The organism is Tindallia californiensis (assembly GCF_900107405.1).
GTDB lineage: Bacteria > Bacillota > Clostridia > Peptostreptococcales > Tindalliaceae > Tindallia > Tindallia californiensis.
This window is the reverse complement of record NZ_FNPV01000006.1, coordinates 20,967-44,220: the sequence shown is the minus strand read 5'-3', so window position 1 is coordinate 44,220 and position 23,254 is coordinate 20,967. Positions and strand designations below refer to the sequence as shown.

The window sequence follows — 23,254 nt, the reverse complement described above, 5'->3', positions numbered from 1 at the left end:
GAAAATAACAGTAAAATAAAAGAGATACGGTGCTCAAAACAAAAGAGATGGGCCTGGAAAGGGTGTGCTGTTATGAAGGGTTTCAAGAAAGCGTTGGTCTTGGTATTACTGATGAGCATAATGAGTCATGCAATCTTTCCAGGCTTTACGTGGGCAAATGCAGACCAACCTGGAATGAATTGCAGAATTAGCTTGGATGCTGGCTCGATCATTGTGATGCAAGGTTTGCACACGGAATTAAGAGCTACAGCTTTGCCGGTGGATAGATGCTCACAACAGTTCATCTACGCTTCAGCAGATGAAAGGGTTGCTAGGGTGGATACCCTTGGTGGTGTTGGATATGTATGGGGAATGACACCAGGACAAACACAAATTACTGTGTCTTCAGCAGAAAACAGGAGTGTTGTTACACGGATTGATGTTATGGTGATCCGATACGAAGGCATAGGCCAGGCTGAAATTCAAGAAATAGAGCAGGGCGGCGGGCCAGAATGGGTTCAAGGACCATCTCCTTGGGATCGCCCCTTCAGAGTAGACAAAGAGGCAAGAGAAGGAGCCAATTGGATTGACGATAAAGTAGCAGATTACTTGATTCCTTACAAAAACATATTCAATGCATTTAAGGAAGTGTTATGGAGAGACGATGTTCCGCTGCCAGTTCGGCTTTTGAATGCGGTGAAAGAGGTGGGCTTTGGTCTTTTAGGGGCAGCAGGAACGTTCTTGGATCATGTCCTTCAAATTACGGTTGGGGAGGATTGGTTTGCGATGCCCTATACCGTTATAATGGATCAAATGGATTACGTTGGTCAAATGATCCAACAATTTCTGCAACAGTATGCAAATCCGACGGTCAGCATTCATGGCGAGCGAGAAATAAATAAGTTAGAAGGGACATACACCTATACGGCTTCTGCTACACCAGCTAGAGAGGATTATATATATATTTGGAGGATAGGAGATCGGGAATATAGCGGCTCTTCCGTAGACATCGATTTTAGCAATCATGTATCCGTCCTTTCCAATAGAGCCGAAGTCCTTTTGACCCTTCAAGTGAAAGGGTCTGCAGATGGAGAGGTGCTGGATTCAGAAGAGGCCGTCATTCGGATCAATAGAGTTTATCCCATCATACTGGGCGAAAGGGAAATTAGACATAATTTGGAAGAAGGAGATGTGGTAGAACACTCTTTTGCAGCTCAGGCCAATATTAGCGGTGATTACACCTATGATTGGGATTTTGGTGATGGGAGAAGCTGGAGCCATAGTCCAGGAGTTGGGGCGAATTCTAGTGGGACCGTAACCTATGATTATGATCATTTTGATCAAAGTACGATCTTATACTTACAGGTCAGGCTTAAGAGTAGAACGAACCCAGAAGAAGTTTATGGCAGCGATTTGGTACCCATTAATATCCTTCTGGATGAGGAAGACGATGAATTTGAAGACCGAGAGGATGCCATCGAAAGGTGCAATGAGTGGTATGAGTCTGGCAGTGGTGGAGCAGGTACAACAAGAACCAATTACGATATTAGTATGTTGCCAGTAGGAGCCAGTTTTGATATGAGATTTAATGCTTATGGAATTCCAGATCGGTTTATTGTGGAATACGAAGGAGCAGAAGTATATAACTCTGGTTGGCGTGGGAATCCAAACAGAGCAGCCTCTAAGCCGGATTTGTATCCTGGAGGAGTCTCAGGACCTGGCTCTGGCAGTGTTATGGGAATGTTTGCTAAAAACCAAGAAAATCATTTTACCGTAACGGTAATAGGACCTGAATCAGGAACCGCCTGGGAATATGCCATTCGGGCTAATTGCATCATGATGGAAGAAGTAGAAAGGGTCCCAGAGGCTGATGAAGCCATGACCCTGGAGTAGATGTAAACCCAGACAGGGAAGAGGGAAAGGAGGATCATCCATGAGCTGGTATATAGAGGTAAGGGAAGGCTTTGATCAAGGAAAAAAAATTACATTAAACAATGGACCCGTGGTCATCGGCAGAGATCAAAGTCGATGCAACCTGATTCTTTCGGATGAGAATATTTCACGAGTACATGCCAGAGTGACAATGGATATTGCTGGGAGTATTGTAATTGAAGATTTAGGAAGTACTCATGGAACCCATGTGAATAGGCAGCAAATTCATGAACCAAGGGTTATTACAGCGGAAGATTCTCTGGTTCTGGGGGGCTGCAGCATTGGATTAGTTTGGGAATCATCCGTAGAAACAGAAAGAACAGAAGGAGGACAGAATCCTCCACTAGATGTTTTTCTGATTGGACGTGATCCATCCAATCAGTTGGTGATTGATGATCCAAAAGTATCTCGAAGTCATGCCCGTATTGAATGCCGACCAGAAGGCTATTACTTGACGGATAGCAACAGCACTTATGGTACCAGCCTTAATGGAAAGAAAATAAGTGGCACTGTACTACTTCCCATGGCATCATGGATCAGCATTGAGAAGTACCACTACTATTTTGATGGCGAAAAATTGATGACAGAAAAAGGAGAGACAGTAGCGGTATTGAATCCTAGGGTTCGTTCTTCCTCAGAGATGTTGATGTTTTCAGAGATTATGGCAATACCTTTTAAAGCAACAGACGTGCTAAAGTGGGGAATCGGATGTCTGCTGTCCATGATTCCCATTATTTCTTTTTTCGTTAGTGGTTATCGATACAAACTCTATCAAAATGGTATGAAGGGTTCTCTTGAGATGCCAGAATGGAACGACTGGAAAAATCTTTTTGTGACTGGATTCTTTTTTTCTCTTATCAAGTTTCTCTATTTTTTGCCACCGACCCTTTTATTACTCGCCATGACCTATATAGCCGCTAGTAGAGTAGACTTTACGACAACAAGGTTTATTATTGCTATTATTCCAGGGAGTTTAGCATGCCTTGGCATGGGGCTGATGCTGCCGATGGGATGGGGTCGTTATGTAGATAGTGGAAAGCTTGGAGATGCCTTTCGTTTTACGGAAATAATAAACGGAATTAGAGCGGTTTCTACCCACTACCTGAGAGGAGTAGCAGTGGTGATAGGGATGTTAATAATCATGGGTATGCTCTCTTGGATTCCCTATTTTGGAGCCGTATTGTTGGTCGTAAGTTCTTTCTTTCTTATGGTTTTTTCCGGTATTCTCTTTGGAAATCTCTATCGCCTTAGTCAGCAATACCTACCATAAACCAGATCTCATTATGAAAGAGAAAAGGAAACCTTAAAGATCCAGTGAATCCATTATGAAAATTTTGGACAGGCGGATTGGAAAGGTTTCTTTTTTTTGGAGTTGTCCAAGATTGGATAGACAAGGGACACCCGAAGAGATATAATTCGTGCTATTGATAATGAAAATCAATAACACATTTGAGAGGATGGATAGAATGAAAGCACTAGTAAAGAAACAAGTAAGTGGTAAAAGAATAGTGTGCCTACTATTGGTGGGTATGATTCTTATGATGGTAGTAGCCCCTTCAGCATATGCTCAATTAACCTTTGACCAAGGGGAAGAAATCATTCATGAGCTGGAGGAGATAGCCCATGAGCTAGAGCATGTGGAAGAATGGCTTCAGTTAATGATGATTGCTAGTTTTGGGATTTTAGTTGTTTTAGCAGGTCAATTGGTAGTTCAATACATGGAGTACAAAAAGAAGTAGGAGTCATTATAAATAATTCTAAGGTTTTGGTACAGGTAAGTACCCATAGATATACGGATGGAGAAACAGGAAATTACAGATTGATTGGAAGGTTAGGAAAAGTGAGGCAAGAAATCCACAGTAATTAAAGGGATTCTGATAGGAACACTGGTGATGAGTGTACTCAGGCTAAAAAAGGAGTATGTTTATGAAGGCTAAAAAACAATTGATACCAATCTTAAGTTTAATATTTATTTTATTACTGACATCAACTGCGTTTGCTCATCGTATGTTGATAGAGATTGAAAATGAAGGCTTATTAAAAGTAAAATACGATGACAATACTTCAGCTGGTTTTGCAGACGTTCAGCTATTCGATGAAGATAATCAATTGCTTTTAGAAGGAAAGACCGATGAGAATGGTTATTTTCAGTATGACACAGCGATAAAGTTTTATCGGTTAGTAGCAGACGATGGGCTAGGTCATCGTGCTAGATGGCGAGACGGGCAGACGGAGTCGCTGCATGGTGTGCCTATTTGGATGAGTACATTATTAGGAATATCCTTTTTTCTATTAATTGCGGCGATCATTCATTATCGCAGTAATCAAGGAAGGAAAACTCCTTCTTACAAAAGTAAAGTATAAAACATAGCATTCAAAGGAGATGTTGGAAATGAAAAAACAAATAAAAATATTGATCATGATGTTCGTATTAGTAATGGCTTTTAGTATTACAGCTTCTGCACACGAATTATGGATCGAAACAAATGAAGTTGGAGATGGAGAAGAAATAAAGGTTGAAGTGCTTTGGGGACACAGAGGAGATTTTTTAGATAATGCAGATCATGAAAACTATCGATTATTTGTGAGATATCCGAATGATACAGTAGAAGAATTAGAGTTAGAAAGAAGAGGAGTACAACCAAGAAGCTTTATAGTACCTACAGAAAAGGGTGAATATGTATTTTGGGCCGAAAGAAAGCCAAGCGCTTTTACACGAGAGGATATAACAACTTTAAGTGTACAAATGGCAAAAAATGTGTTTAGATTTGGGGAAGGAAATACAACATTAGAACAGCCTACGGATATGCCGCTGGAAATTATCCCATTAAGTAATATTGATAGGGGAAACTTTAAGGGGAAGGTTTTGTTAGAAGGTGAAACAGTCGAAGGTGCATCAGTTAGTGTTTATGGACCTGGAGAATCAACAGTTATGACTGAAAGTAATGCGGAAGGAATCTTTGAAGTAGACATTAGAGAAGCAGGCAGTTGGTTAGTGAAGGCTAACATAGCAACAGAAGAAGAAGGGGAAATGGAGGAAACAGCGTATACTCAAGTAAGCCGAACGACAACTTTAGTGTTTGATATAGAGCAAGAGGAGTTAGTAACAGATACTAATTCTGAAGCAGTTGCTACTGATGAAAGTATAATTAATACAAGTAATTCCAGCACAAATATGATATTTCCTGGAGTTATAGGATTGTTTTTAGGGGTTGCGGCTACATTAGTGTTTACGAAAAAAAAGAGCATGCGTAATATTGATAAGTAATTAAATTTGTCAATGGAAAATTAAAATATAATGCTTGAGAATCCATTCTCAAGCATTATATTTTTAAGTAAATTGATTCTTATCCTTTTTGGGGACCACTTTTTGTGATGATAGATCTAAAAAACAGTAAGACAGTATGAGATTCATTTGAAAAAAGGCTAAGACAAATCAAATCGATCGGCATTCATTACTTTGTTCCAAGCGGCCACAAAATCTTGTGCAAATTTTTCTTGTGCATCTTTGCTGGCGTAGACTTCAGCGATGGCTCGTAGTTCGGAATTAGATCCAAAGACCAGATCTACTCGGGTACCTGTCCATTTTACTTCGCCAGTTTCAAGGTCTTTTCCTTCAAAAACCCCGTCTTCATCTTTGCTGGGTTTCCAGGCAGTTCTCATATCCAGAAGATTGACAAAGAAGTCGTTGGTTAATTTTCCAGGTTGATCTGTAAAGACGCCATGGGATGACTGGTTGTAATTAATCTTCATTGAGCGGAGACCGCCGATGAGTACCGTCATTTCAGGGGCTGTCAATCCAAGAAGTTGAGCTTTGTCTACCAACATTTCTTCTGGACGGACTGAATATTTCTTTTTTGTAAAGTTTCGGAAACCGTCGGCTAAGGGTTCTAAGACGGAGAAACTATCCGCATCGGTTTGTGCTTCTGTTGCATCGGTTCGGCCAGGAGCAAAAGGAACAGTGATTTCTTGGCCCCCATCTCTTGCTGCTTTTTCAATACCGGCGGCACCGGCTAGAACAATAAGGTCAGCTAAGGATATTTTTTTACGGCCAGACTGAGCAGCATTATACTCCTTTTGGAGGTTTTCTAAAGTGGTCATCACTTTTTCTAATTGTTCTGGCTGATTGGCTTCCCAGTTCTTTTGTGGCTCCAGACGAATACGGGCTCCATTAGCGCCACCTCGCTTATCAGAACCCCGATAGGTGGAAGCGGAAGACCAAGCCGTATAAACCAGTTCATAGACAGATAAGCCTGTAGAAAGAATTTTTTCTTTCAGCTCAGCAATATCCTTTTCCTCAATCAGTTCGTGATCTACGGCCGGAACCGGATCTTGCCAGATAAGTTCTTCTGTGGGAACCTCCGGGCCTAAATAGCGACTGACGGGTCCCATATCACGATGAGTCAGTTTAAACCAGGCTCTTGCAAAAGCGTCAGCAAATTCTTCTGGATTTTCCTGAAAGCGTTTCGCGATTTTTCGGTAGGTTGGATCCATCCGAAGGGCCATATCCGCGGTAGTCATCATGGTCTTTACTTTTTTAGATGGATCATGGGCTTGAGGAGCCATATGTTTTTCATCCGGATCTACCGGAACCCATTGCCATGCACCGGCCGGGCTCTTTTCTAAATTCCAGTCATACTGAAACAATACATCCAGGTAGCTGGTATCCCATTGGATGGGCGTAGGAGTCCAAGCACCTTCAATTCCGCTGGTGATGGTATCGTCTCCTTTGCCGGAACCATAACTGCTTTTCCAGCCAAGGCCCTGTTCTTCAAGAGGGGCGGCTTCTGGTTCTGGACCTACATGGGAAGGGTCACCGGCACCATGGCATTTTCCGAAGGTGTGTCCACCAGCCACCAGGGCGACGGTTTCTTCATCGTTCATAGCCATTCTGGCGAAGGTTTCTCGAACGTCTCTGGCGGATTCCAAGATATTTGGTTCTCCGTTAGGACCTTCCGGGTTCACATAAATCAGCCCCATCTGGACAGCGGCCAGAGGATTCTCTAAATCTTCCCGCTCGCCTTCGTAACGCTTATCGCCTAACCATTCACTTTCGGAACCCCAATAGATGTCTTCTTCCGGTTCCCAAATATCTTCCCGTCCTCCGGCAAAACCGAAGGTTTGAAAGCCCATGGATTCCAGTGCGCAGTTTCCGGCTAAAATCATTAGATCTGCCCAGGAAATCTTATTTCCATATTTTTGTTTAATAGGCCAGAGCAATCGTCTGGCTTTATCTAAGTTGGCATTGTCCGGCCAGCTATTAAGAGGTGCAAAGCGTTGAGAGCCGGATTCGGCACCTCCTCGTCCGTCTCCCATCCGATAGGTTCCGGCACTATGCCAGGCCATACGGATAAAAAGACCGCCATAATGACCATAATCGGCGGGCCACCAGTCTTGAGAATCCGTCATCAGTTGAAACAAGTCTTCTTTTATTGCTTTTAAGTCTAATTCCTTAAAGGCTTGTGCATAGTTAAAATCTTCCCCCAGAGGATTTCTGGCAGGCGGGTTTTGATGAAGCATCTTAAGATTCAACTGATTAGGCCACCAGTCACGGTTACTGGTACCTCCGCTAGTGACGTTAGGATTTGTCATGCCGGTAACAGGACATTTTTTTTCTTCGCTCATGAAATGATCCTCCTTTTTCATTAGGCCAATAACGAATAATAACGCTGATAAGAGTGTTTGTTAAAAATAATGCACAGTTATCAGTATATTACCCCTTAATGGCAGGGAAGAAACAAAAAATAAAACTGGGAAAAGCTAGCGTGTTTCTAAGGCTTGAAGCACTTCCTTTTCGGACAAAGGTTTTGAGTAGTAATAGCCTTGTGCAATGCGACATCCTTCCCGGGTTAAAAAGGCTTCCTGAGCTTTTGTTTCCACCCCTTCAGCAACAACTTCCATTTGGAGGGATTCGGCCAGCTCAATAATGATTTTGGCAATGGTTCCATCGTCGTCATCAGGGATATCTTTCACAAAAGATCGGTCAATCTTTATTTTATCCACTTTGAACTTCTTTAAATAAGAAAGGGAAGAATAGCCTGTACCAAAATCATCGATGGACACTTTGATGCCTTTGCTTCTTAGCTCATCCAGAAGCTTAACCCCTTCCTGTTCATTATTCATCAACAGACTTTCGGTGATTTCCAGTTCGATACCGGTCATGGAAACATCACTTTTTTCCAGAGCCTTATCCACCATTTGGATCAGATAAGGATAGGAAAATTGCAGAGCCGATAAATTAACGCTGATAGTACCAGGAAATTGTTTTTGACGAAGGCTATTGGAAAAGGCACAGGCTTTTTCTAATATCCATTCTCCCAGGGGCAGGATAATTTCTGTTTCTTCGGCCAGAGGAATAAAAACGTCTGGCGGCGTTTTGCCGACATCGCTTTTCCATCGAACCAAGGCTTCCAATCCTACCCACTGGTTGGTATGCATATCCACCAAAGGCTGATATTCCAAATAAAACTCCTGATTTTCCAAAGCGGTAGCCAGTTTATTTCTCATTTCAAACCGGCGGACAGAACGCTTGTTTAAGTTTTCGTTAAAGAACTGAACCCATTCGGAACCTACTTCCTTGGCATAATTGAGGGCGGAAGTTGCTCCGGCTACTAACCCACTGTAATGTCTGGCGTCGTCCGGATAGACAGCCACCCCGATGGCGACTTTTAATTGAACGGTTTCGCCATTGATAAGAAAACGCTCTTGAAGTCCGTCGCTGATTTCTTTTACCCGACGGAATAGTTTGTCCTTTTGATCCGCTTCATCAATAAATAAAGCAAATTCGTCTCCGCCTACCCGAGCAGCAACGTGGGTGTCGGTAATAGCTTTTTTTAAGTAATTAGCCACCTGAATTAATACCTGATTAGCGTAATGATGACCTCTGGCTTCGTTGATGTGTCGGAACTCACGGATGTTAACCAATAAATAGGCAAAAGACTGGTGTGGTTTCTTTTCTAAGTATTCAATAGCCTTGGTTTGGATATAGGAAGCGGTATAAAGCTCGGTTAATGGATCGATATTTTGCAGCCGGAAAATAGTTTGTGCCTGTTGCTGTTCTTGCGTAATATTAACTAAATAACCCAAATAATAAACCTGATCCATTAAGGTTAAAGAGCGAAGGCCCATATGGAATAAAGTTTGTTCATAGGTTTCTGGGATATCAAATACGACATGGGTTTGATAAGTATGAGAATCGCCTTTGGTGACTGTCGAAAGATGATGAATATCCGTATGAAAATAGGTGGCAAGCACTTCTTGATTTTCCAGTGTGTCAGCAGAAGATTGAAGGGCTTCATAAAAAGCTTCGTTTCCGTAAAGCAACCTTCCTTCTCGGGTTAAAATGAAAGTAGCCTCCTGAGTACCGGCTAGAAGCTTTAGAATTAGTTCTAAACGATCCTGAATTTCCTTCCGCTGTCTGGTTTCATCGATCAGCTCCTCATTTTGTGCCTGTAACTCTTCTGTATACTGGCTGATGGTATGGCTCATCTCGTGAAGGCCGCGCACTAAGTCACCCAGTTCATCTTCCCGTTGATAATACGTGGCAGGAAATACCATCATTTGCTTTTCGTGCTCGTACTGGTTTATTTCTTTTGTGATTGAAGTAATAGGGGCTGAAAGCTTTCTACTGATCCATAAAGCTACCAGTGCAGCGAAGAGCATCATTCCGCTCATCAACTGATAATACCGGACTTTTAACTGTTCAAGGGGAGCCATGACTTCGTCCTTTGGCATGATAACAGTAATCTGCCAAGGTAAATTCTGAAGAGAAGTGGTGGAAAAATACCAGATGTCACCATTTTTATCAAACTGGCGGGCTTCCTGATCAGCGCTTTCTCCGGAAAGGAAACCCGGCGGATAAAAATCTGGTAAATGGTACTGGCCGGGCATGGATAAAACCGGTAGCTCAGGATGATAAATGACTTCCTGCTGGTTGGTGGAAATAAGGGCATATCCTTCCTCGCCTATCTGAAAAGCATCCATGACCTCATAAAGGCTTTTCATTTCTACATTTAAGGCGACGGCACCGATTTCTCGACCATCCGTTCGAAGTGTTCGGGAAACCGAAACGATCATTTCGCCGGTAACAAAATCTAAATAAGGAGAAGTGATGATGGTTCCGGAGGATTCAATGCTTTCCTGATACCAATTTCGGTTTTCTAAATCAAAGGTTGGATGGATATAGTAATGATAGCGATCCGTGATTAAATCGTTGGCTTCCGCAAGGGCTACGGTAACCAAAGAAATATGAGGACGCTGGCGCCGGATTGCCTGAAGCTGCTGAACAACCTGTTGATAAAGAGGGTGGAGGTGCTTGGTATAGGGGTCATCAATTTCCTGCAAGATGGTGAGAAAATCTTGATTGGTCGTCATGGCATCCACCAATGTGATATATTCCTTTAACCAGGCATCCAAATCTTTTTGCAGATGATTGGCTTCTGTAATAAGACGCTGATGATTGCTTTCACGCAACTCATCGGCGGCCTGCTGTTTTAGAATAGTACCTGCCAGGAGTAAAAAACCAAGCAATAAAACCATTGTCAAGGCTGCCATTTTTCTGGAAATACGCTTATGAAACCATTTCATAGGAACACCGCCTTTAGGTTGCTGTTTCAAAGCCACTGAAGCATGCTTTTGGGGGAATGTCCTCTCAAAAGGAATGAAAGAAGAACTTTATTTAGGCTAAAGATATTTTGGAATCCATATTTTGAAATCCGTATATTAGTAATCATACCCATCCTGAAAAGAATACAACGATTTTTGACAGAAATGAAAAAGTATTCAAAAAATTAGAGAGGTTATCTTTCTTTTTGCATGGCGGCGCTTCCTTTGATTCGAAAGACAGAAAAGGTGAGTTTCGTTGTCATCATAGGGTATAAGGTTTATAATGGAAAGATAGAAAATATTTGGAAATCTTGCAATGAATCTTGTGACAGATGATGGATTTTGTGACAGATGATGAATTTGCAGGAAATGATTATATCAGATGCGACAGGAAAGGACTACGATGGTTATTCGATGCGGTATCATAGGGAATATTTGGACAGACTGGCTGGATGAGTGGTCTTCTCATCATAAAAACCTGGGAGTATCGATTGATGTGATTCCCTGGACAAGGCAAGAGCAAGATGATTTCCTGGTAAAGCATCTTGCGAGTCGCTATGATTTGCTTTTGATAGAAGAAGAAATTTACTTTTCCTTGGAGCGACCGTGTCGATTATCAATGGTGCAGGAAAGCATCACCATTATTTCTGGAAATAGCAAAGATTATCGACGAGTAAGAAGGGTTTTTTTAGAAGGTTGTTTTGATTATATGGAAGCTATGATCCCTGCTACTGAAATCCAAGAGTTGTTTGTGCGATTATCCGGTTATTTCCTTCAAAATGAAAGAGATCTCATTCAGATGTCAAAAAAAATTGCAGAGGAAATTGCGGCTCCCTATCCGAAATCAGAGCCTTTGTTTTTTCGTTACTGGACGTTGATGAACCAGCGAAAAGAAGGGGCGGAGGATCAGTTTCCGAACTATGCGAAAGCCATAGAAAGGATCATACAGTTTTTGCCACTACATTCTATTCGTGAAAAAGTGGTTGATTTTGCCCAGGGTGCCGCTGAGTGGATTGAAGAAGCTGAGTATCCGCAGGAACAGTTTATTGCCACCTTGCTTTTTATTCAGCAGGCCTACCGGGACATCTTTTTGCCTCATGCTCAACATCCGCTGGTACGACGGGCGATTTCGATCTATCTGGATAAAGAATTCGATCTGGAAACCGTTCAGGATATTGCCGATCAGCTTTTTGTTAACCGAAGTCACTTAAGTAAAACTTTTATCACGGAAAGCGGGGTCAGTCTGACCCGATACATGATGCGTACTAAAATATATGGTGCCCGTTATCTGCTCCTGGATTCAAAGCGAAGTGTTTATGACGTGATGGACTACTTGAATTATACAGATTATGGGCATTTTCGAAAAACCTTTAAGAAATATACAGGCATGACGCCTAGTGAATATGTAACCGTTTATAGAGAACGGTTTTCCATTGAAGGAATAAAAAAAATCTGACGGCCCTTTTACGAAGGTTCGTCAGATTTTTAGATTACTTTGCTACTCTGGAAGCAAACAACACGCCTGCCAGGTTTTCGTTAAGATATACCGGCGTTGCATAAACTACAATCGATTCTCCTGTTTCTTTGCTTACTAATACATCAGAAACATTTGGTTCGCCTGCTAAAGCGTTTTGGAAATACTTCCGATCCGCAACATCAAATTCTTTTCCTTGCTGATCTAAAGCCACTGCATTACCCTGCAGGTCGGCAAAGCGAAAACCAATATAGCCGGCTTTTTCGGCTTCTGCTTCAAAAAAAGCCATCTTATCTTCATAAGTAACATAATCGTCTAAAATAATAGGATGAACAGAGACAGCTTCCAGATAAATAAGTTCGGCCGCATCGAAGGAAGATACCGGGTGGCGCTGCGTTTCGTTGGGAACCGCATGTTGCCCATGAGCTTGGCTGGTTAGATTAAGATTAACAGTTTCACCGATGGAAGCACCCAAGCTGGTCGACGTCATTAAGACAGTCAGTACTAAGATGGCAGCAGTAGATAATAATGTGGTTTTAAGGTTGGTTGATTTCATTATAAACACTCCTTTTCGAATTGCGTTAAGACCAATTAGTAGGGGATTCGTCGGATTCACCTCATTTCGGATTTATGGTTATTTCCGGGATTTTGTTAAGATACGTTGTTATTGGTTTAACATCACCTATGATTTTACAGGATTAAAAAAGTTTTTCCATGGGTTTTTGTTGCTGCTCATAGAGGGTTTTGTTGGGTCCTTAGGCATAGTTCAAGGAGTGATTACTTGACAAACAGAAGGTTTAGTGTGATAATTTAGCTGAATCAAGAAATGAAAAAACAATGAAACTTAATAAAACCGTTCAGGTGCCCGTAAGGGAGAATAGGGAAACCGGTGAAAGTCCGGTGCGATCCCGTCACTGTAAGCAGGAGCTGTCCCCGATAGATCACTGGCAAAAGCCGGGAAGATGGGGAGAGTGTGGAGTGCAAGCCAGGAGACCTGCCTGAATGTTTGTGCGTTACCCTTCGAGTGAAAGGGCTGGTCGCTACTCATGCACTTGCTTTGTCTTCAGTCATCGTTAAGTGTTTTTTGTGTGAGAAATTCCGGTCTTCAAAAGCGAAGACCGGAATTGTTTTTTTGTTAGTGAGCACTTATTATTTTTATTTTGAATGGAATGATTTATTATCAACTTGAAATTCTCAATGACAGCAGACGCCAAACGTCTTTGTTGATAGGTTTTGTTGATAGGTAAAGGGGTTTATCAATGAGCGATCATCACTCTATGTCTCAGTGTATTGAAAAAGAAAGCGGTGGATGGAAAGCATCTACTTGGAATCCACGAACGAAATTGATTTCAGGCCTTATCTATGTTTTTGGGGTTATCAGTTTGGCGGAAGTGAAATTTCTAGGGGTAGCTTTTATCTTTGCCATCCTTTATGCAGGATGGGGTGGTTTATCTTTGGGGCAACTCATGAAGAAGCTGGCCGTATTGATTCCTTTTCTTGGATTGATGAGCCTGCCACTGATTTTTGGAGCAGGGATTCCGCCGACTCCGGATCGGATAGAGTTTGCCGCATTGATTGTACTGAAAGCCCTGACAGCAATGACCTTCACCTTATTTGTTTTTATCAATCAACCAGTGGAAGAAATGCTGGAAGCGTTGGAACACTTAAAAATGCCCAGAATTATTACAACAACCATTTATCTTGCTTACCGATATGGGTTTCTTTTTATTCAGGATATGCAAACTACATTAAAAGCACTGAAATCCAGGCTCTTTCAGGCACAGCTTAGCCGATATTCCTTAAGGATTTACGGCGAACTGTTTGGCGGACTGTTTATCAAATCCATTAATCGATCCGAAACAGTTTACCGAGCGATGAGTTCCCGAGGATTTCAAGGAGAAATGCCGATTGGAAAACCGAGAAAAATCACAGGGAAAGATTGGATTCGATCAGGAATTCCCGTTATGTTTATCATAACGCTTATTATGTTGGAACAGGGGGTGCTAGGATGATTGCTATCGAAACCGTTGGATTAAGTTATGTCTATCCAGATACAACACCAGCCTTTGAAAAGGTTAACCTCCAAATCAAAGCAGGTAAAAAAACCGCCATTCTGGGAATTAATGGTAGTGGAAAAACAACCTTGATATATCACTTTAACGGTATTATTCCTGCTCAGCAGGGAGAAGTGAAAATTCATGGTTTGCCGGTAGAGAAGGCTCATTTACAGGAAATACGAAAGAAGATAGGCCTTCTTTTTGATAATCCGGACGATCAGCTCTTTTCAACGACTATCTTTAACGACATTGCTTTTGGGCCAAGAAATTTAAAACTAAACCCAGCCGAGGTTCAGCAGCGGGTAGAAAAAGCTTTGGAAAGAGTAGGGATTTCCTGTTTGGCAGAGCGACCTCCCTACAGCTTGAGTTTAGGACAAAAAAAGCGGGCAGCCATTGCTGGGTTGCTGGCGATGGAACCACCTATTTTTGCCTTTGACGAACCTTTTTCCGGACTAGATCCGGAAGCAGCCTCTCATTTTCGAGAATTATTGGACCGGTTGGTGGGAGAAGGAGCTACCTTGGTATACAGCACTCATGATGTGGACATGGCTTACGAATGGGCAGATGAAATAATATTGATGAAAAAAGGAAAAGTGCTGGCCTGTGGTGAGTACGATTTACTTCGTGACGAAAGTATTTTACAGGCGGCTTCGTTACCAATCCCTGCCTTGGCAAAGCTTTTTCGGGATACGCACCATAAACCCCGCTCTGTGGAAGAAGCACATACACTGATCAATCATATTTTTGATTGCAAGCCATTTAATGGCTGACAATAAATCATAAAAACAGTACAGAGAAAAGAGGAGGATTATATCATGAAGTTAAGTAAGAAAAAAGGATTGGCAGGAATTGTTTTACTCGCAGCACTGCTCATACTATCTGGGTGCTCAGGAGATGCAGCACCAGAAGCTGAAGCTGGTGAAGGACAGGAGCAGGTAAGAGACATTAGTTTGTATGAAGTGATTCATCGCAGTGAAGATGAAGTAGTAGCTTATTATCATGATGCCCATTGGCATGGTTTTATCCCAGAGGTGGAAGCAGGCAGTCATATGTCCCTAGGTGCACATTTAGAAGAAAATGGAGAAGCCGTTGAACTGGATGGTGACCATAACGCAATAGCTGTTGCCTTAGCAGAAGGTGCCGAAGATGGAATCGTCAGCTTTGATATGCATGGCGATCATGTCCATATAAAAGGCGAGCAGGAAGGGATCACTCAGGTGGTATTTCAATTTCTTCATGATGGAGAAGTCGAGTTTGAAACATCTTTAATTGAAGTACAGGTACTTGCAGGAGAAGGAGAAGCGGCAGAAGAAACAGAAACAGAAGCGTCTGAAGAAGTTACGGAGATCAGCTTATTTGAAATTATAAACCGTAGCGAAGATGAAGTAATTGCTTATTATCATGATGATCACTGGCATGGAAGCCTTCCTGTGATAGAGAAGGAAGGGCACGTTTCTCTGGGTGCTTATCTAGAAGGAAATGGTGAAGAAGTAGCCTTGGATAGAAACCACTATACATTAGGTGCTGCCTTAGCAGAAGGTGCTGAAGATGGAATCGTCACTTTTGATATGCATGGCGATCATGTTCATGTAAAAGGCGTGGAGGAAGGAACGACTCAAGTGGTGTTCCAATTTCTTCATGAGGGAGAAGTAGCGTTTGAAACAGGATCCATTGAAGTAATCGTAGAGTAGAAGCAGGAGTCAGGTAAAAAGAAATTTCATTAGTAGTAACATTAGCTTTGATGAAAGAGGTAGATACAATGCATATTTCTGATGGTGTCTTAAGTACGCCTGTAGCGGTGGGAACGACAGCCATTACAGCAGCTACCATCGCCTATTCCGTAAAGGGAATGACAGAGGAAGAAATACCAAAAACAAGTCTGATGGCAGGCGCTTTTTTCGCCGTATCCCTTATCAGCATACCGGTAGGCCCTTCCACCATTCATCCTTTGTTTTCTGGATTATTGGGCGTGATGCTGGGAAGAAGAGCACCACTTGCTATTTTTGTAGGGTTATTGCTTCAGGCTGTGCTTTTTCAGCATGGAGGATTGACGACTCTGGGTGCGAATACAATGATGCTTTCCATTCCCGCTCTTATTTCGCATAAGATCTTTTGCAGAATGACCGATAAATCGGTTTTTCTAAGAGGTGCTTTGGTAGGAGCGTTATCCGTAACGATTACGGTAGGATTACTGATTGTGTTACTGTTTTTAACCGATCCACGTTTTGGAGAAGGTTTTATGTCCGTTATTAATATTTTGATTGTAGGACATATCCCTCTGGTTCTGATAGAGGCACTGGTGACGGCATCTGCCCTTCAACTAATTCAAAAAGCAAAACCGGCAATGCTGGTGACAGAATAGAGAAAGAGGTGATAGACAATGAATAGCAAAAATCTAGGTTCCATCGCAATCATCCTATTACTGGCCATGGCATTAACAAGTATTGGTGCGTTTGCTCATGCCATGCTGGTGGAGACGGTGGAAGAAGGAAGAGTAAGAGTTATCTTTGATGATGGTTCGCCAAACCGCCATGCGGAGGTTGCTGTTTTCGATGAGGCAGATCAGGAAATAGATCGTGGTGATGTAGACGATGAAGGATATTTTGATTATGATTCAGAAAAAGCCGTTAAACTGATCGCTCAGGACAACTTTGGTCATCGAGCGGAGTATGTGGTAGGGGAAGAAGCAAGCAAACCTCTGCCGAGAGTACCAACCATTGTTGGAGTGTTACTACTGTTTGGAGCGGGCGCTGCCTTCTTTAAGAAGCGGTCGAAAAAACAGCAATCAGCATAACCCCCCTTTTTATAAAGCCACCAGCTTCTTCATAAGAAGCTGGTGGCTTTTTTCAGCAAAGATTAGTATACCTTGAAATGATGAATGCTCTTTTGCATTTCTTCCGCTAAGTTTACCAAGTCTCGACTACCATCGGAAATTCCGGTAATGGTTTCGGATTGGCCGGTAACAGAAGCCGTAGCTTCTTCTGTACTGGCAGCGTTTTCTTCAGCAATTGCGGACAAGTTTTCCATAACAAGCACAATTTCATTCCGTTTATTTTCGATGTCATCACTAGACTTATTTAGATCGTTCATAATCGCTAGCATCTCTTTTAATGCGTCGGCAATACCATCAAAATTAGCATTGGTAGACTGGACACCCTCATTTTGAAGCTGATTAAACCGGTTGATTTCATCCATTTTTTCGACGGCATGGCTAGTGATTTGGTTAAGAGTGGCAATAATATGATTAATTTCTTCAGTAAAGGAATTGGAGTCTTCCGCCAGTTTTCGAATTTCTTCAGCAACGACGGCAAATCCTTTTCCGGCTTCACCAGCTCGGGCAGCTTCAATACTTGCGTTCAGAGCCAGTAGATTGGTCTGTTCTGCAATGCTTTTAATGCTGGTACTTTTCGCCTGTATTTCTTTGGCACTTTCGTTGGTGCGATGAATAATATCTTGAATCTCCTGAGCAGCCGCATTACTGGATTTTGTTTGTTCCACCAATTTACCGACGGTCTCAACGCCTGCTTCCTTCATCTGGCTGATGGTGTCGGCGGATTGGTTTAACCGGATACGATGCTGTTTGTCAGATTCGATAAGCTGACTGATCTGCTGAATATTTTCAGATCCACTGGAGGTATCATAAGCCTGGCTTTCGGCACCTTTAGCAATTTCATCAATGGCTCCGGCTACTTCGGATGCGGCACCGGAAGCTTGCTCCGTAGAGGCTGTTAATTCTTCGGAAGAGGCAGCCAGTTGATCCGCCCGGTCCATAATATCCTTAATTAGCTCTAACAGGCTGTCCCGCATTTCCTGAAGGCCATGATTGATCTGACCAATTTCATCAGAAGAACTGGTGTCAAAGTTTACGGTTAAGTTACCCTGGCTCAGTTCTTTTACCCCTTCCAGAGTTTTAGGAACTGGTCGGAGAGAGCGTTTTACAGCAATAGCCATGGCTACTAACAATACAATGATCGTACCAATTAAAATAGACTGGTTTACAAACATAAAAGCTCGGACAGGTGCCATTACTTCGTTTCGGGGAATCATGGTGGCGACGGACCAGCCAACAGATTCCACCGGGGTATAAAAAATCATCCGGTCGGTTCCGTTAAACTCATATTCGGCAAAGCCGGATTCGCCGGCAATCATACGGGTACCAGCTTCTTGCAAAGCTCCACCCATATCCAGAATGTTGGTTTCGGCGATCATGCTTTCGTCAGGGTGATAAACCGTTAACCCATCCTGATCAATCAAGAACGCATAGCCGGTTTCTCCCACCTGATATTCACTCATGATTCGCTGGATTTGATCAATATAGATATCGACGGATACGGAACCAAGGTCTCTGGATCCCTGCATAACCGGTGCTGCTGCGGTTACTACCAGCCCACCGGTGACCGCATCCAGATAAGGAGCAGATATATACGGACCTTCTGCCTGTAAAGTCTCTTGATACCACCCACGCCCTCTTAGCACATAGTCTGGTGCAGAATCATAGTCATAGGCATCAGCAAAAAGGTCGCTGGCTTCTGCTAAGCCTAAAAAAACAAAACCGATGGCTTCGTCCATCTCATTGATGCTTTGCAACTGGCGATGAACTCTTCGGGTTAAGGGATGCTCTCTTTTTTCCTCTCTGGTAGTGACCTCTCTCATATAGTCCACAAAATCCTGATTGGTTTCCATTTGCTGGACAATGGTAAGATAACGTTCCATAAACAAGTCTAACTCTGTGGCAATATGAGCCGCATCTCCCTCCATCTGAATACGTGCCTGTGATTCGAAAAACTGACTTACCTGGTGGTTTAAGGTAAAACCATAAGCTCCAAAAGTAATAAGAATAACGATTAATAAGATTGCTACTAGCTTTCTTGCCAAGCCTGATTTTATCCAAGTCATCATGGGTATGCCTCCTTTTAGGTAGAATCTTTTAATAAGGACTTTATACCCGAAGACAAGAATAATAATCAGAAAATTTGAAAAATGCAAAAGCCCACTATTCTTCGTTTAAGATTTTACGTAATGCTTCCAAATCCTTAATCAGAATTTGGCGGGCGCTTTTTAAGTGGATATATCCCAGCTCATCAAAGAGATGAAGTTTGCGGCTCATGGTTTCCCGGGCGATACCGGAATAACTGCCCATATCTTCCCGGCTCATGGTCAGCTTCAGCAAAACACCTTCTGAAGTATGAGTTCCAAAATCTGGCACCATATTGAGTAGGAGGCCGGCTACCCGAGCATCCAGACTGGAAGTGGACAACCGTTCAATAAGGGTTTCTAATTTTCGGATTCGTTCATAGGCTTTTTCAAAAACTTTCAAGGTGATTTCCGGGTGAGAGAGAATAATCCGGTCAAACTCAGCTTTTGATAGCATGCTTATCTGGCTGTTGGTCAACGCTTCGGCGGTAGCGTCAAATTGGTTTTCTTTCAATAGATTAAAGGCACCGAAAAAATCGCCGCCTTTTAAGATATAAAGTATTTGTTCCCGACCTTCCGGGGTATGGCTTACTAATTTTACTTTTCCGCTACAAACAATAAAAAGCTTATCAGCGGTTTCTCCAGCCCGAAAAAGGATTTCTCCCTTTTGAAAGGTTCGGAAGGAAACTCCCGCTGATATTTTCTTTGCTTCTTCCGTTGTAAGACTGGAAAGGAGTGGGATCTGGTTTAAGCAAGTGGTTCCTTTACATATTTCGCATCGGCATTCTGGCTTTTTTGGCACAGTAATAACCTCTCTTTCTCACGAAAGGCTTTCAAGCGTTGCATCAGGGTGGATTCCCACAACGCTGCCTGCTTAGGATCCATTTCCGGTATGCCAGCCAGCGGATCTCTAAGGCCCATCATTTTATATTTCTCAATTCCCTTCTTATGATAAGGCAATAGCTGAAGTTTTTCAACCGATGGAAGCTGAGAAGCTAAATGAAAAAGTTTTTCAAGGTTTTCCTGATGATCTGTAAATTCGGGAACCAGAACATGGCGTAGCCATACTGTGCCCTGATAATTAGAAAGCCGTTTCCAGAAAGCATCCCGACCGTTCATGGGCTTAGCGGTTAGCTCTAAATGAGTTGATTCTTCCGTTGCTTTAATATCCATTAAAACACAGTCTGTTACCTCTAAAATGGAGTCCATCCAGCTTTCGGGACCGAAGCCGCAAGTATCGAGAGCTGTATGAAAACCTTCCTGTTTAAGCAAAGTCAGTGCTTCTAAAAGAAATTTGCTCTGCATAAGCGGTTCTCCACCGGAAAAAGTAACACCGCCACCGGTTTTCTGGTAATAAGGCCGGTAACGTTTGGCAAAGGCAAGGATATCTTTTGCCGACATGGCATTGCCGCCACAACCGGACTGAGAGTCCGGATTGTGGCAGTATTTGCACTGAAGAGGGCAGCCTTGCAGGAAAAAAACCGTTCGGATACCTGGTCCGTCCGCAAGTCCTAAGGTTTCGACAGAATGAACTTTTCCCAGTTTCATGACCTACACCGCCTCATGGAAGGTTCGTTGAATTACTTCCTGTTTTTGTTCCTCCGTTAATCGATTAAAGTGAACCGCATATCCGGAAACTCGGATGGTCAGGTTCGGATATTTCTGTGGGTGTTTCATTGCATCCAACAACATCTCTCTGGACAGAACGTTGATGTTCAGATGAAAAGCTCCCTGGGAGAAATAACCATCCAAAATACCGGCCAGGTTTTGATAACGAGTTTCCGATTCTTTTCCTAAGGTTTCCGGTGTAATCGAAAAGGTGTTGGAAATACCATCCTGGCAAACCTCACAATACTTAAGTTTCGCTACTGAATTTAATGATGCTAAAGCTCCCATCTTATCCCGTCCGTGCATGGGGTTAGCACCAGGGGCAAAGGCTTCTCCTTTTTTTCGACCATCCGGCGTGCTGCCGGTTTTCTTGCCATATACTACGTTGGAAGTAATGGTAAGGATGGACAGGGTATGCTCTGAATCTCGGTAAATCGGATTGGATTTTAAAGCCTGGCTGAAATATTCAATGACTTCCACGGCAATCTGATCCACTCGGTCATCGTCATTGCCGTAAGCAGGAAAGTCACCTTCAATCGTAAAATCTTCGGCGATTCCAAATCGGTTTCGAACAGGCTTTACCTGAGCGTATTTAATGGCGCTGAGAGAGTCGGCCACAATGGAAATACCGGCAGCTCCAAAAGCCATAAACCGATGCACAAAGGTGTCGTGCAGCGACATTAATCCGGCTTCATAAGCATACTTGTCATGCATATAATGAATGGTACTCATGGTATCCGCATAGAGGCGAGCCAAGTAGTCCATAACTTTTTTGAAATTAGTCATTACCTGATCGTAATCCAGCACCTCACCTTTTAGCGGTTCGATGGCTTCTACCAGCTGGTAAGGAGTTCCGTCTTTTCGGTATTTCAGCTCATCCATACCTCCGTTAATGGCATACAGCAAAGCTTTTGCCAGATTGGTTCTGGCTCCGAAGAACTGCATCTGCTTGCCGATAGCCATGGCGGAGACACAGCAGGCAATACCATAATCATCGCCATAAAGAGGGCGCATCAACTCGTCGTTTTCATATTGCAAAGCACCGGTGGTTTCCGACTGCTTCATGCAATAACGCTTAAAAGCAGGCGGCAAGTTCTCATCCCATAGAATGGTCATATTTGGCTCCGGCGCCGGCCCTAAATTGGTTAAAGTATGCAAGAACCGGTAAGCCGTCTTGGTGACATGATGACGACCGTCCAGACCAATTCCTCCGATAGATTCCGTTACCCAGGTAGGATCGCCGGCAAATAAGGCGTTGTAGTCCGGTGTCCGAAGATGACGCACCATGCGAAGCTTAATGACCAGCTGATCAATCAGCTCCTGAGCTTCCATTTCCGTCAGCCGACCTTCCTGCAAATCCCGTTGGATGTAAATATCCAGAAAGGCTGTGTTTCTTCCCAACGACATGGCGGCACCGTTGTTTTCTTTTACTCCTGCCAGATAAGCGAAGTAGAAGAATTGTACGGCTTCCTGAGCCGTAGTTGCCGGTTCTGATAAATCCACTCCGTATTTGGAAGCCATGTTCTTAATGGCTTTTAGAGCCCGGATTTGTTCACTCACTTCTTCCCGTAACCGAATTCGGCTTTCTGTAGCTGCTCCTGCTAAGAGTTCCTTTTGATCCCTTTCTTTTTCAGCAATCAGAAAATCCACCCCATACAGAGGAATACGCCGATAGTCTCCAATGATTCGACCACGGCCGTAAGCATCCGGCAGTCCGGTTAACAGACCAGCAGACCGAGCTTCTTTCATTTCCGTGGTATAGGCATCAAAAACCCCTTGATTATGAGTTTTTCGTACCTGCTGAAATACTTCCGCCAACTCCGGATTCATCTCATACCCATAAGCATCCAGAGAGTCCTGCACCATTCGGTAACCGCCAAAAGGATTCACAATACGCTTAAGAGGTGCATCGCTTTGAAAACCGACAATGACCTCGTTTTCCTGATCCATATAACCAGGTTCAAAATGATCTATCCCAGAAAAATGCTCCGTATCGACATCTAGCACCCCGGCTTCGATCTCCTTTTGAATCAATGCATCGGCTTGATCCCACAGTTTCTTACTCCTGGGAGAAACCTCTGCTAAGAAATCTTCATTTCCATCATAAGGTTCATAGTTTTGTTGAATAAAATCTCTGACATCCACCTTTTTTTGCCACTCGCCATTTTTAAAGAGCCTCCAAGGCTTCATGTGATCCACTCCTTTTATCCACTTTATAAGTGATTATTCGATATGGCTTCAGTATACAGAAGAAAGAGAATACTGACTGTGACGGCGCTCACAAATGGGAAAAGACTAAATTGGAGGAAAAATTAGAAATATTATAAAGGGTTTTGGAGGTTAGTGTCGAAAAAGATAGAAGGAGAAGTTAGTCTAGGCTTAGAGGGGCTTGTGAAGGAAACGTATACCTCTTGGAGAATCTTAATTTCCAGAGGCATAGGCGGTATAACTTTTTTGATTTATTCGAAGGGTAAAATGATTTGTTGTCGAATACATTAATAGAGAATAAACTTCCTGTAAGTTTTGTTAAGTTTTGAATAATGAAGAAGTAACTGTTCTTTTAAGCAAAGTGAGCAATGAGACTCTTAGAAAAATGTGGTGTCCGTTGGATAGGTTGTGAGAAGAGTAAAGCAACGGGATTCTGCATTGTTACAAAAAGAAGTCGATATTACCGAACCAAGGTTCA

The 23,254-nt window shown here is 42.8% G+C and carries 18 protein-coding genes and 1 riboswitch; of the genes, 11 read left to right on the top strand and 7 right to left on the bottom strand.

Translation table 11 applies throughout. From position 1 onward, the window contains the following. Positions 1-72: 72 nt before the first annotated feature. The 5 genes from BLV55_RS09310 (at position 73) to BLV55_RS09290 (ending at position 5,179) form a co-directional block, all read left to right on the top strand. Positions 73-1,872 (top strand): Ig-like domain-containing protein, encoded by a 1,800-nt coding sequence (locus BLV55_RS09310; RefSeq protein ID WP_093313707.1) that lies wholly within the window; start codon positions 73-75, stop codon positions 1,870-1,872. 40 nt (positions 1,873-1,912) lie between these two features. After that, positions 1,913-3,181, top strand: a complete 1,269-nt coding sequence (locus BLV55_RS09305; protein ID WP_093313705.1) for an FHA domain-containing protein — start codon at positions 1,913-1,915, stop codon at positions 3,179-3,181. 196 nt (positions 3,182-3,377) lie between these two features. Beyond that, the gene (locus BLV55_RS09300) at positions 3,378-3,650 is read left to right on the top strand and encodes a hypothetical protein (protein WP_093313703.1); all 273 of its coding nucleotides are present in this window, start codon (positions 3,378-3,380) and stop codon (positions 3,648-3,650) included. A 187-nt stretch (positions 3,651-3,837) separates the two neighbouring features. Beyond that, positions 3,838-4,275, top strand: coding sequence for a hypothetical protein (locus tag BLV55_RS09295; RefSeq protein WP_093313701.1), 438 nt, complete (start codon positions 3,838-3,840; stop codon positions 4,273-4,275). A 28-nt stretch (positions 4,276-4,303) separates the two neighbouring features. Beyond that, on the top strand, positions 4,304-5,179 hold the full coding sequence (locus tag BLV55_RS09290; RefSeq protein ID WP_176968349.1) for a DUF4198 domain-containing protein: 876 nt from the start codon (positions 4,304-4,306) through the stop codon (positions 5,177-5,179). 158 nt (positions 5,180-5,337) lie between these two features. Here the strand turns inward: BLV55_RS09290 and katG are convergent, their stop codons facing one another. Continuing rightward, on the bottom strand, positions 5,338-7,536 hold the full coding sequence (gene katG, locus BLV55_RS09285; RefSeq protein ID WP_093313697.1) for a catalase/peroxidase HPI: 2,199 nt from the start codon (positions 7,534-7,536) through the stop codon (positions 5,338-5,340). A gap of 135 nt (positions 7,537-7,671) precedes the next feature. Further along, entirely contained in the window at positions 7,672-10,497 is a 2,826-nt protein-coding gene (locus BLV55_RS09280) for a bifunctional diguanylate cyclase/phosphodiesterase (RefSeq protein ID WP_093313695.1), read from the bottom strand. Between the two features lie 421 nt (positions 10,498-10,918). Here BLV55_RS09280 and BLV55_RS09275 point away from each other — a divergent pair, with 421 nt between their 5' ends. Beyond that, a complete protein-coding gene (locus BLV55_RS09275) occupies positions 10,919-11,971 on the top strand; it encodes a helix-turn-helix transcriptional regulator (protein WP_176968348.1) in 1,053 nt (350 codons plus the stop codon). 34 nt (positions 11,972-12,005) lie between these two features. On the opposite strand, the gene BLV55_RS09270 is transcribed toward BLV55_RS09275, so the two are convergent. Continuing rightward, complete coding sequence (locus BLV55_RS09270; RefSeq protein WP_093313691.1) at positions 12,006-12,545, bottom strand: PDC sensor domain-containing protein; 540 nt, start codon at positions 12,543-12,545, stop codon at positions 12,006-12,008. 286 nt (positions 12,546-12,831) lie between these two features. After that, a riboswitch (cobalamin riboswitch) is annotated at positions 12,832-13,005 on the top strand. Positions 13,006-13,248: 243 nt separating this feature from the next. Between BLV55_RS09270 and cbiQ the strand changes: the two genes are divergently transcribed. The 5 genes from cbiQ to BLV55_RS09245 are packed head-to-tail and all read left to right on the top strand — an operon-like array spanning position 13,249 to position 16,840. After that, positions 13,249-14,001, top strand: a complete 753-nt coding sequence (gene cbiQ, locus BLV55_RS09265; protein ID WP_093313689.1) for a cobalt ECF transporter T component CbiQ — start codon at positions 13,249-13,251, stop codon at positions 13,999-14,001. Continuing rightward, positions 13,998-14,816 carry an energy-coupling factor ABC transporter ATP-binding protein gene (locus tag BLV55_RS09260; RefSeq protein ID WP_093313687.1) on the top strand — a complete coding sequence of 273 codons (819 nt, stop codon included), beginning with the start codon at positions 13,998-14,000 and terminating at the stop codon, positions 14,814-14,816. Before cbiQ ends, BLV55_RS09260 begins: the two co-directional genes overlap by 4 nt. A 45-nt stretch (positions 14,817-14,861) precedes the next feature. Beyond that, positions 14,862-15,737: a hypothetical protein gene (locus BLV55_RS09255; RefSeq protein ID WP_093313685.1), complete on the top strand. Its 876-nt coding sequence runs from the start codon at positions 14,862-14,864 to the stop codon at positions 15,735-15,737. Positions 15,738-15,787: 50 nt separating this feature from the next. After that, positions 15,788-16,408, top strand: coding sequence for a CbiM family transporter (locus tag BLV55_RS09250; RefSeq protein WP_093313683.1), 621 nt, complete (start codon positions 15,788-15,790; stop codon positions 16,406-16,408). A gap of 18 nt (positions 16,409-16,426) precedes the next feature. Continuing rightward, positions 16,427-16,840 carry a hypothetical protein gene (locus tag BLV55_RS09245; protein ID WP_093313681.1) on the top strand — a complete coding sequence of 138 codons (414 nt, stop codon included), beginning with the start codon at positions 16,427-16,429 and terminating at the stop codon, positions 16,838-16,840. 62 nt (positions 16,841-16,902) lie between these two features. On the opposite strand, the gene BLV55_RS09240 is transcribed toward BLV55_RS09245, so the two are convergent. From BLV55_RS09240 to pflB, 4 genes are all read right to left on the bottom strand, one after another. Then, positions 16,903-18,945 (bottom strand): methyl-accepting chemotaxis protein, encoded by a 2,043-nt coding sequence (locus BLV55_RS09240; protein WP_093313679.1) that lies wholly within the window; start codon positions 18,943-18,945, stop codon positions 16,903-16,905. A gap of 94 nt (positions 18,946-19,039) precedes the next feature. Then, positions 19,040-19,762, bottom strand: coding sequence for a Crp/Fnr family transcriptional regulator (locus BLV55_RS09235; protein WP_093313677.1), 723 nt, complete (start codon positions 19,760-19,762; stop codon positions 19,040-19,042). Continuing rightward, positions 19,708-20,508 (bottom strand): pyruvate formate-lyase-activating protein, encoded by an 801-nt coding sequence (gene pflA, locus BLV55_RS09230; protein WP_093313675.1) that lies wholly within the window; start codon positions 20,506-20,508, stop codon positions 19,708-19,710. Before pflA ends, BLV55_RS09235 begins: the two co-directional genes overlap by 55 nt. 3 nt (positions 20,509-20,511) lie before the next feature. Beyond that, on the bottom strand, positions 20,512-22,758 hold the full coding sequence (pflB, locus tag BLV55_RS09225) for a formate C-acetyltransferase (RefSeq protein ID WP_093313673.1): 2,247 nt from the start codon (positions 22,756-22,758) through the stop codon (positions 20,512-20,514). Between the last annotated feature and the right edge of the window lie 496 nt (positions 22,759-23,254).

What these genes read in the sequence shown, in the direction of transcription:
- BLV55_RS09250 (WP_093313683.1), top strand. Translation starts at nt 15,788, where the DNA reads ATGAAAGAGGTAGATACAATGCATATTTCTGATGGTGTCTTAAGTACG.
- BLV55_RS09275 (WP_176968348.1), top strand. Translation starts at nt 10,919, where the DNA reads ATGGTTATTCGATGCGGTATCATAGGGAATATTTGGACAGACTGGCTG.
- BLV55_RS09260 (WP_093313687.1), top strand. Translation starts at nt 13,998, where the DNA reads ATGATTGCTATCGAAACCGTTGGATTAAGTTATGTCTATCCAGATACA.
- BLV55_RS09245 (WP_093313681.1), top strand. Translation starts at nt 16,427, where the DNA reads ATGAATAGCAAAAATCTAGGTTCCATCGCAATCATCCTATTACTGGCC.
- cbiQ (WP_093313689.1), top strand. Translation starts at nt 13,249, where the DNA reads ATGAGCGATCATCACTCTATGTCTCAGTGTATTGAAAAAGAAAGCGGT.
- BLV55_RS09290 (WP_176968349.1), top strand. Translation starts at nt 4,304, where the DNA reads ATGAAAAAACAAATAAAAATATTGATCATGATGTTCGTATTAGTAATG.
- BLV55_RS09300 (WP_093313703.1), top strand. Translation starts at nt 3,378, where the DNA reads ATGAAAGCACTAGTAAAGAAACAAGTAAGTGGTAAAAGAATAGTGTGC.
- pflB (WP_093313673.1), bottom strand. Translation starts at nt 22,758, where the DNA reads ATGAAGCCTTGGAGGCTCTTTAAAAATGGCGAGTGGCAAAAAAAGGTG.
- BLV55_RS09295 (WP_093313701.1), top strand. Translation starts at nt 3,838, where the DNA reads ATGAAGGCTAAAAAACAATTGATACCAATCTTAAGTTTAATATTTATT.
- katG (WP_093313697.1), bottom strand. Translation starts at nt 7,536, where the DNA reads ATGAGCGAAGAAAAAAAATGTCCTGTTACCGGCATGACAAATCCTAAC.
- BLV55_RS09305 (WP_093313705.1), top strand. Translation starts at nt 1,913, where the DNA reads ATGAGCTGGTATATAGAGGTAAGGGAAGGCTTTGATCAAGGAAAAAAA.
- BLV55_RS09240 (WP_093313679.1), bottom strand. Translation starts at nt 18,945, where the DNA reads ATGATGACTTGGATAAAATCAGGCTTGGCAAGAAAGCTAGTAGCAATC.
- BLV55_RS09310 (WP_093313707.1), top strand. Translation starts at nt 73, where the DNA reads ATGAAGGGTTTCAAGAAAGCGTTGGTCTTGGTATTACTGATGAGCATA.
- BLV55_RS09255 (WP_093313685.1), top strand. Translation starts at nt 14,862, where the DNA reads ATGAAGTTAAGTAAGAAAAAAGGATTGGCAGGAATTGTTTTACTCGCA.
- BLV55_RS09280 (WP_093313695.1), bottom strand. Translation starts at nt 10,497, where the DNA reads ATGAAATGGTTTCATAAGCGTATTTCCAGAAAAATGGCAGCCTTGACA.
- BLV55_RS09270 (WP_093313691.1), bottom strand. Translation starts at nt 12,545, where the DNA reads ATGAAATCAACCAACCTTAAAACCACATTATTATCTACTGCTGCCATC.
- pflA (WP_093313675.1), bottom strand. Translation starts at nt 20,508, where the DNA reads ATGAAACTGGGAAAAGTTCATTCTGTCGAAACCTTAGGACTTGCGGAC.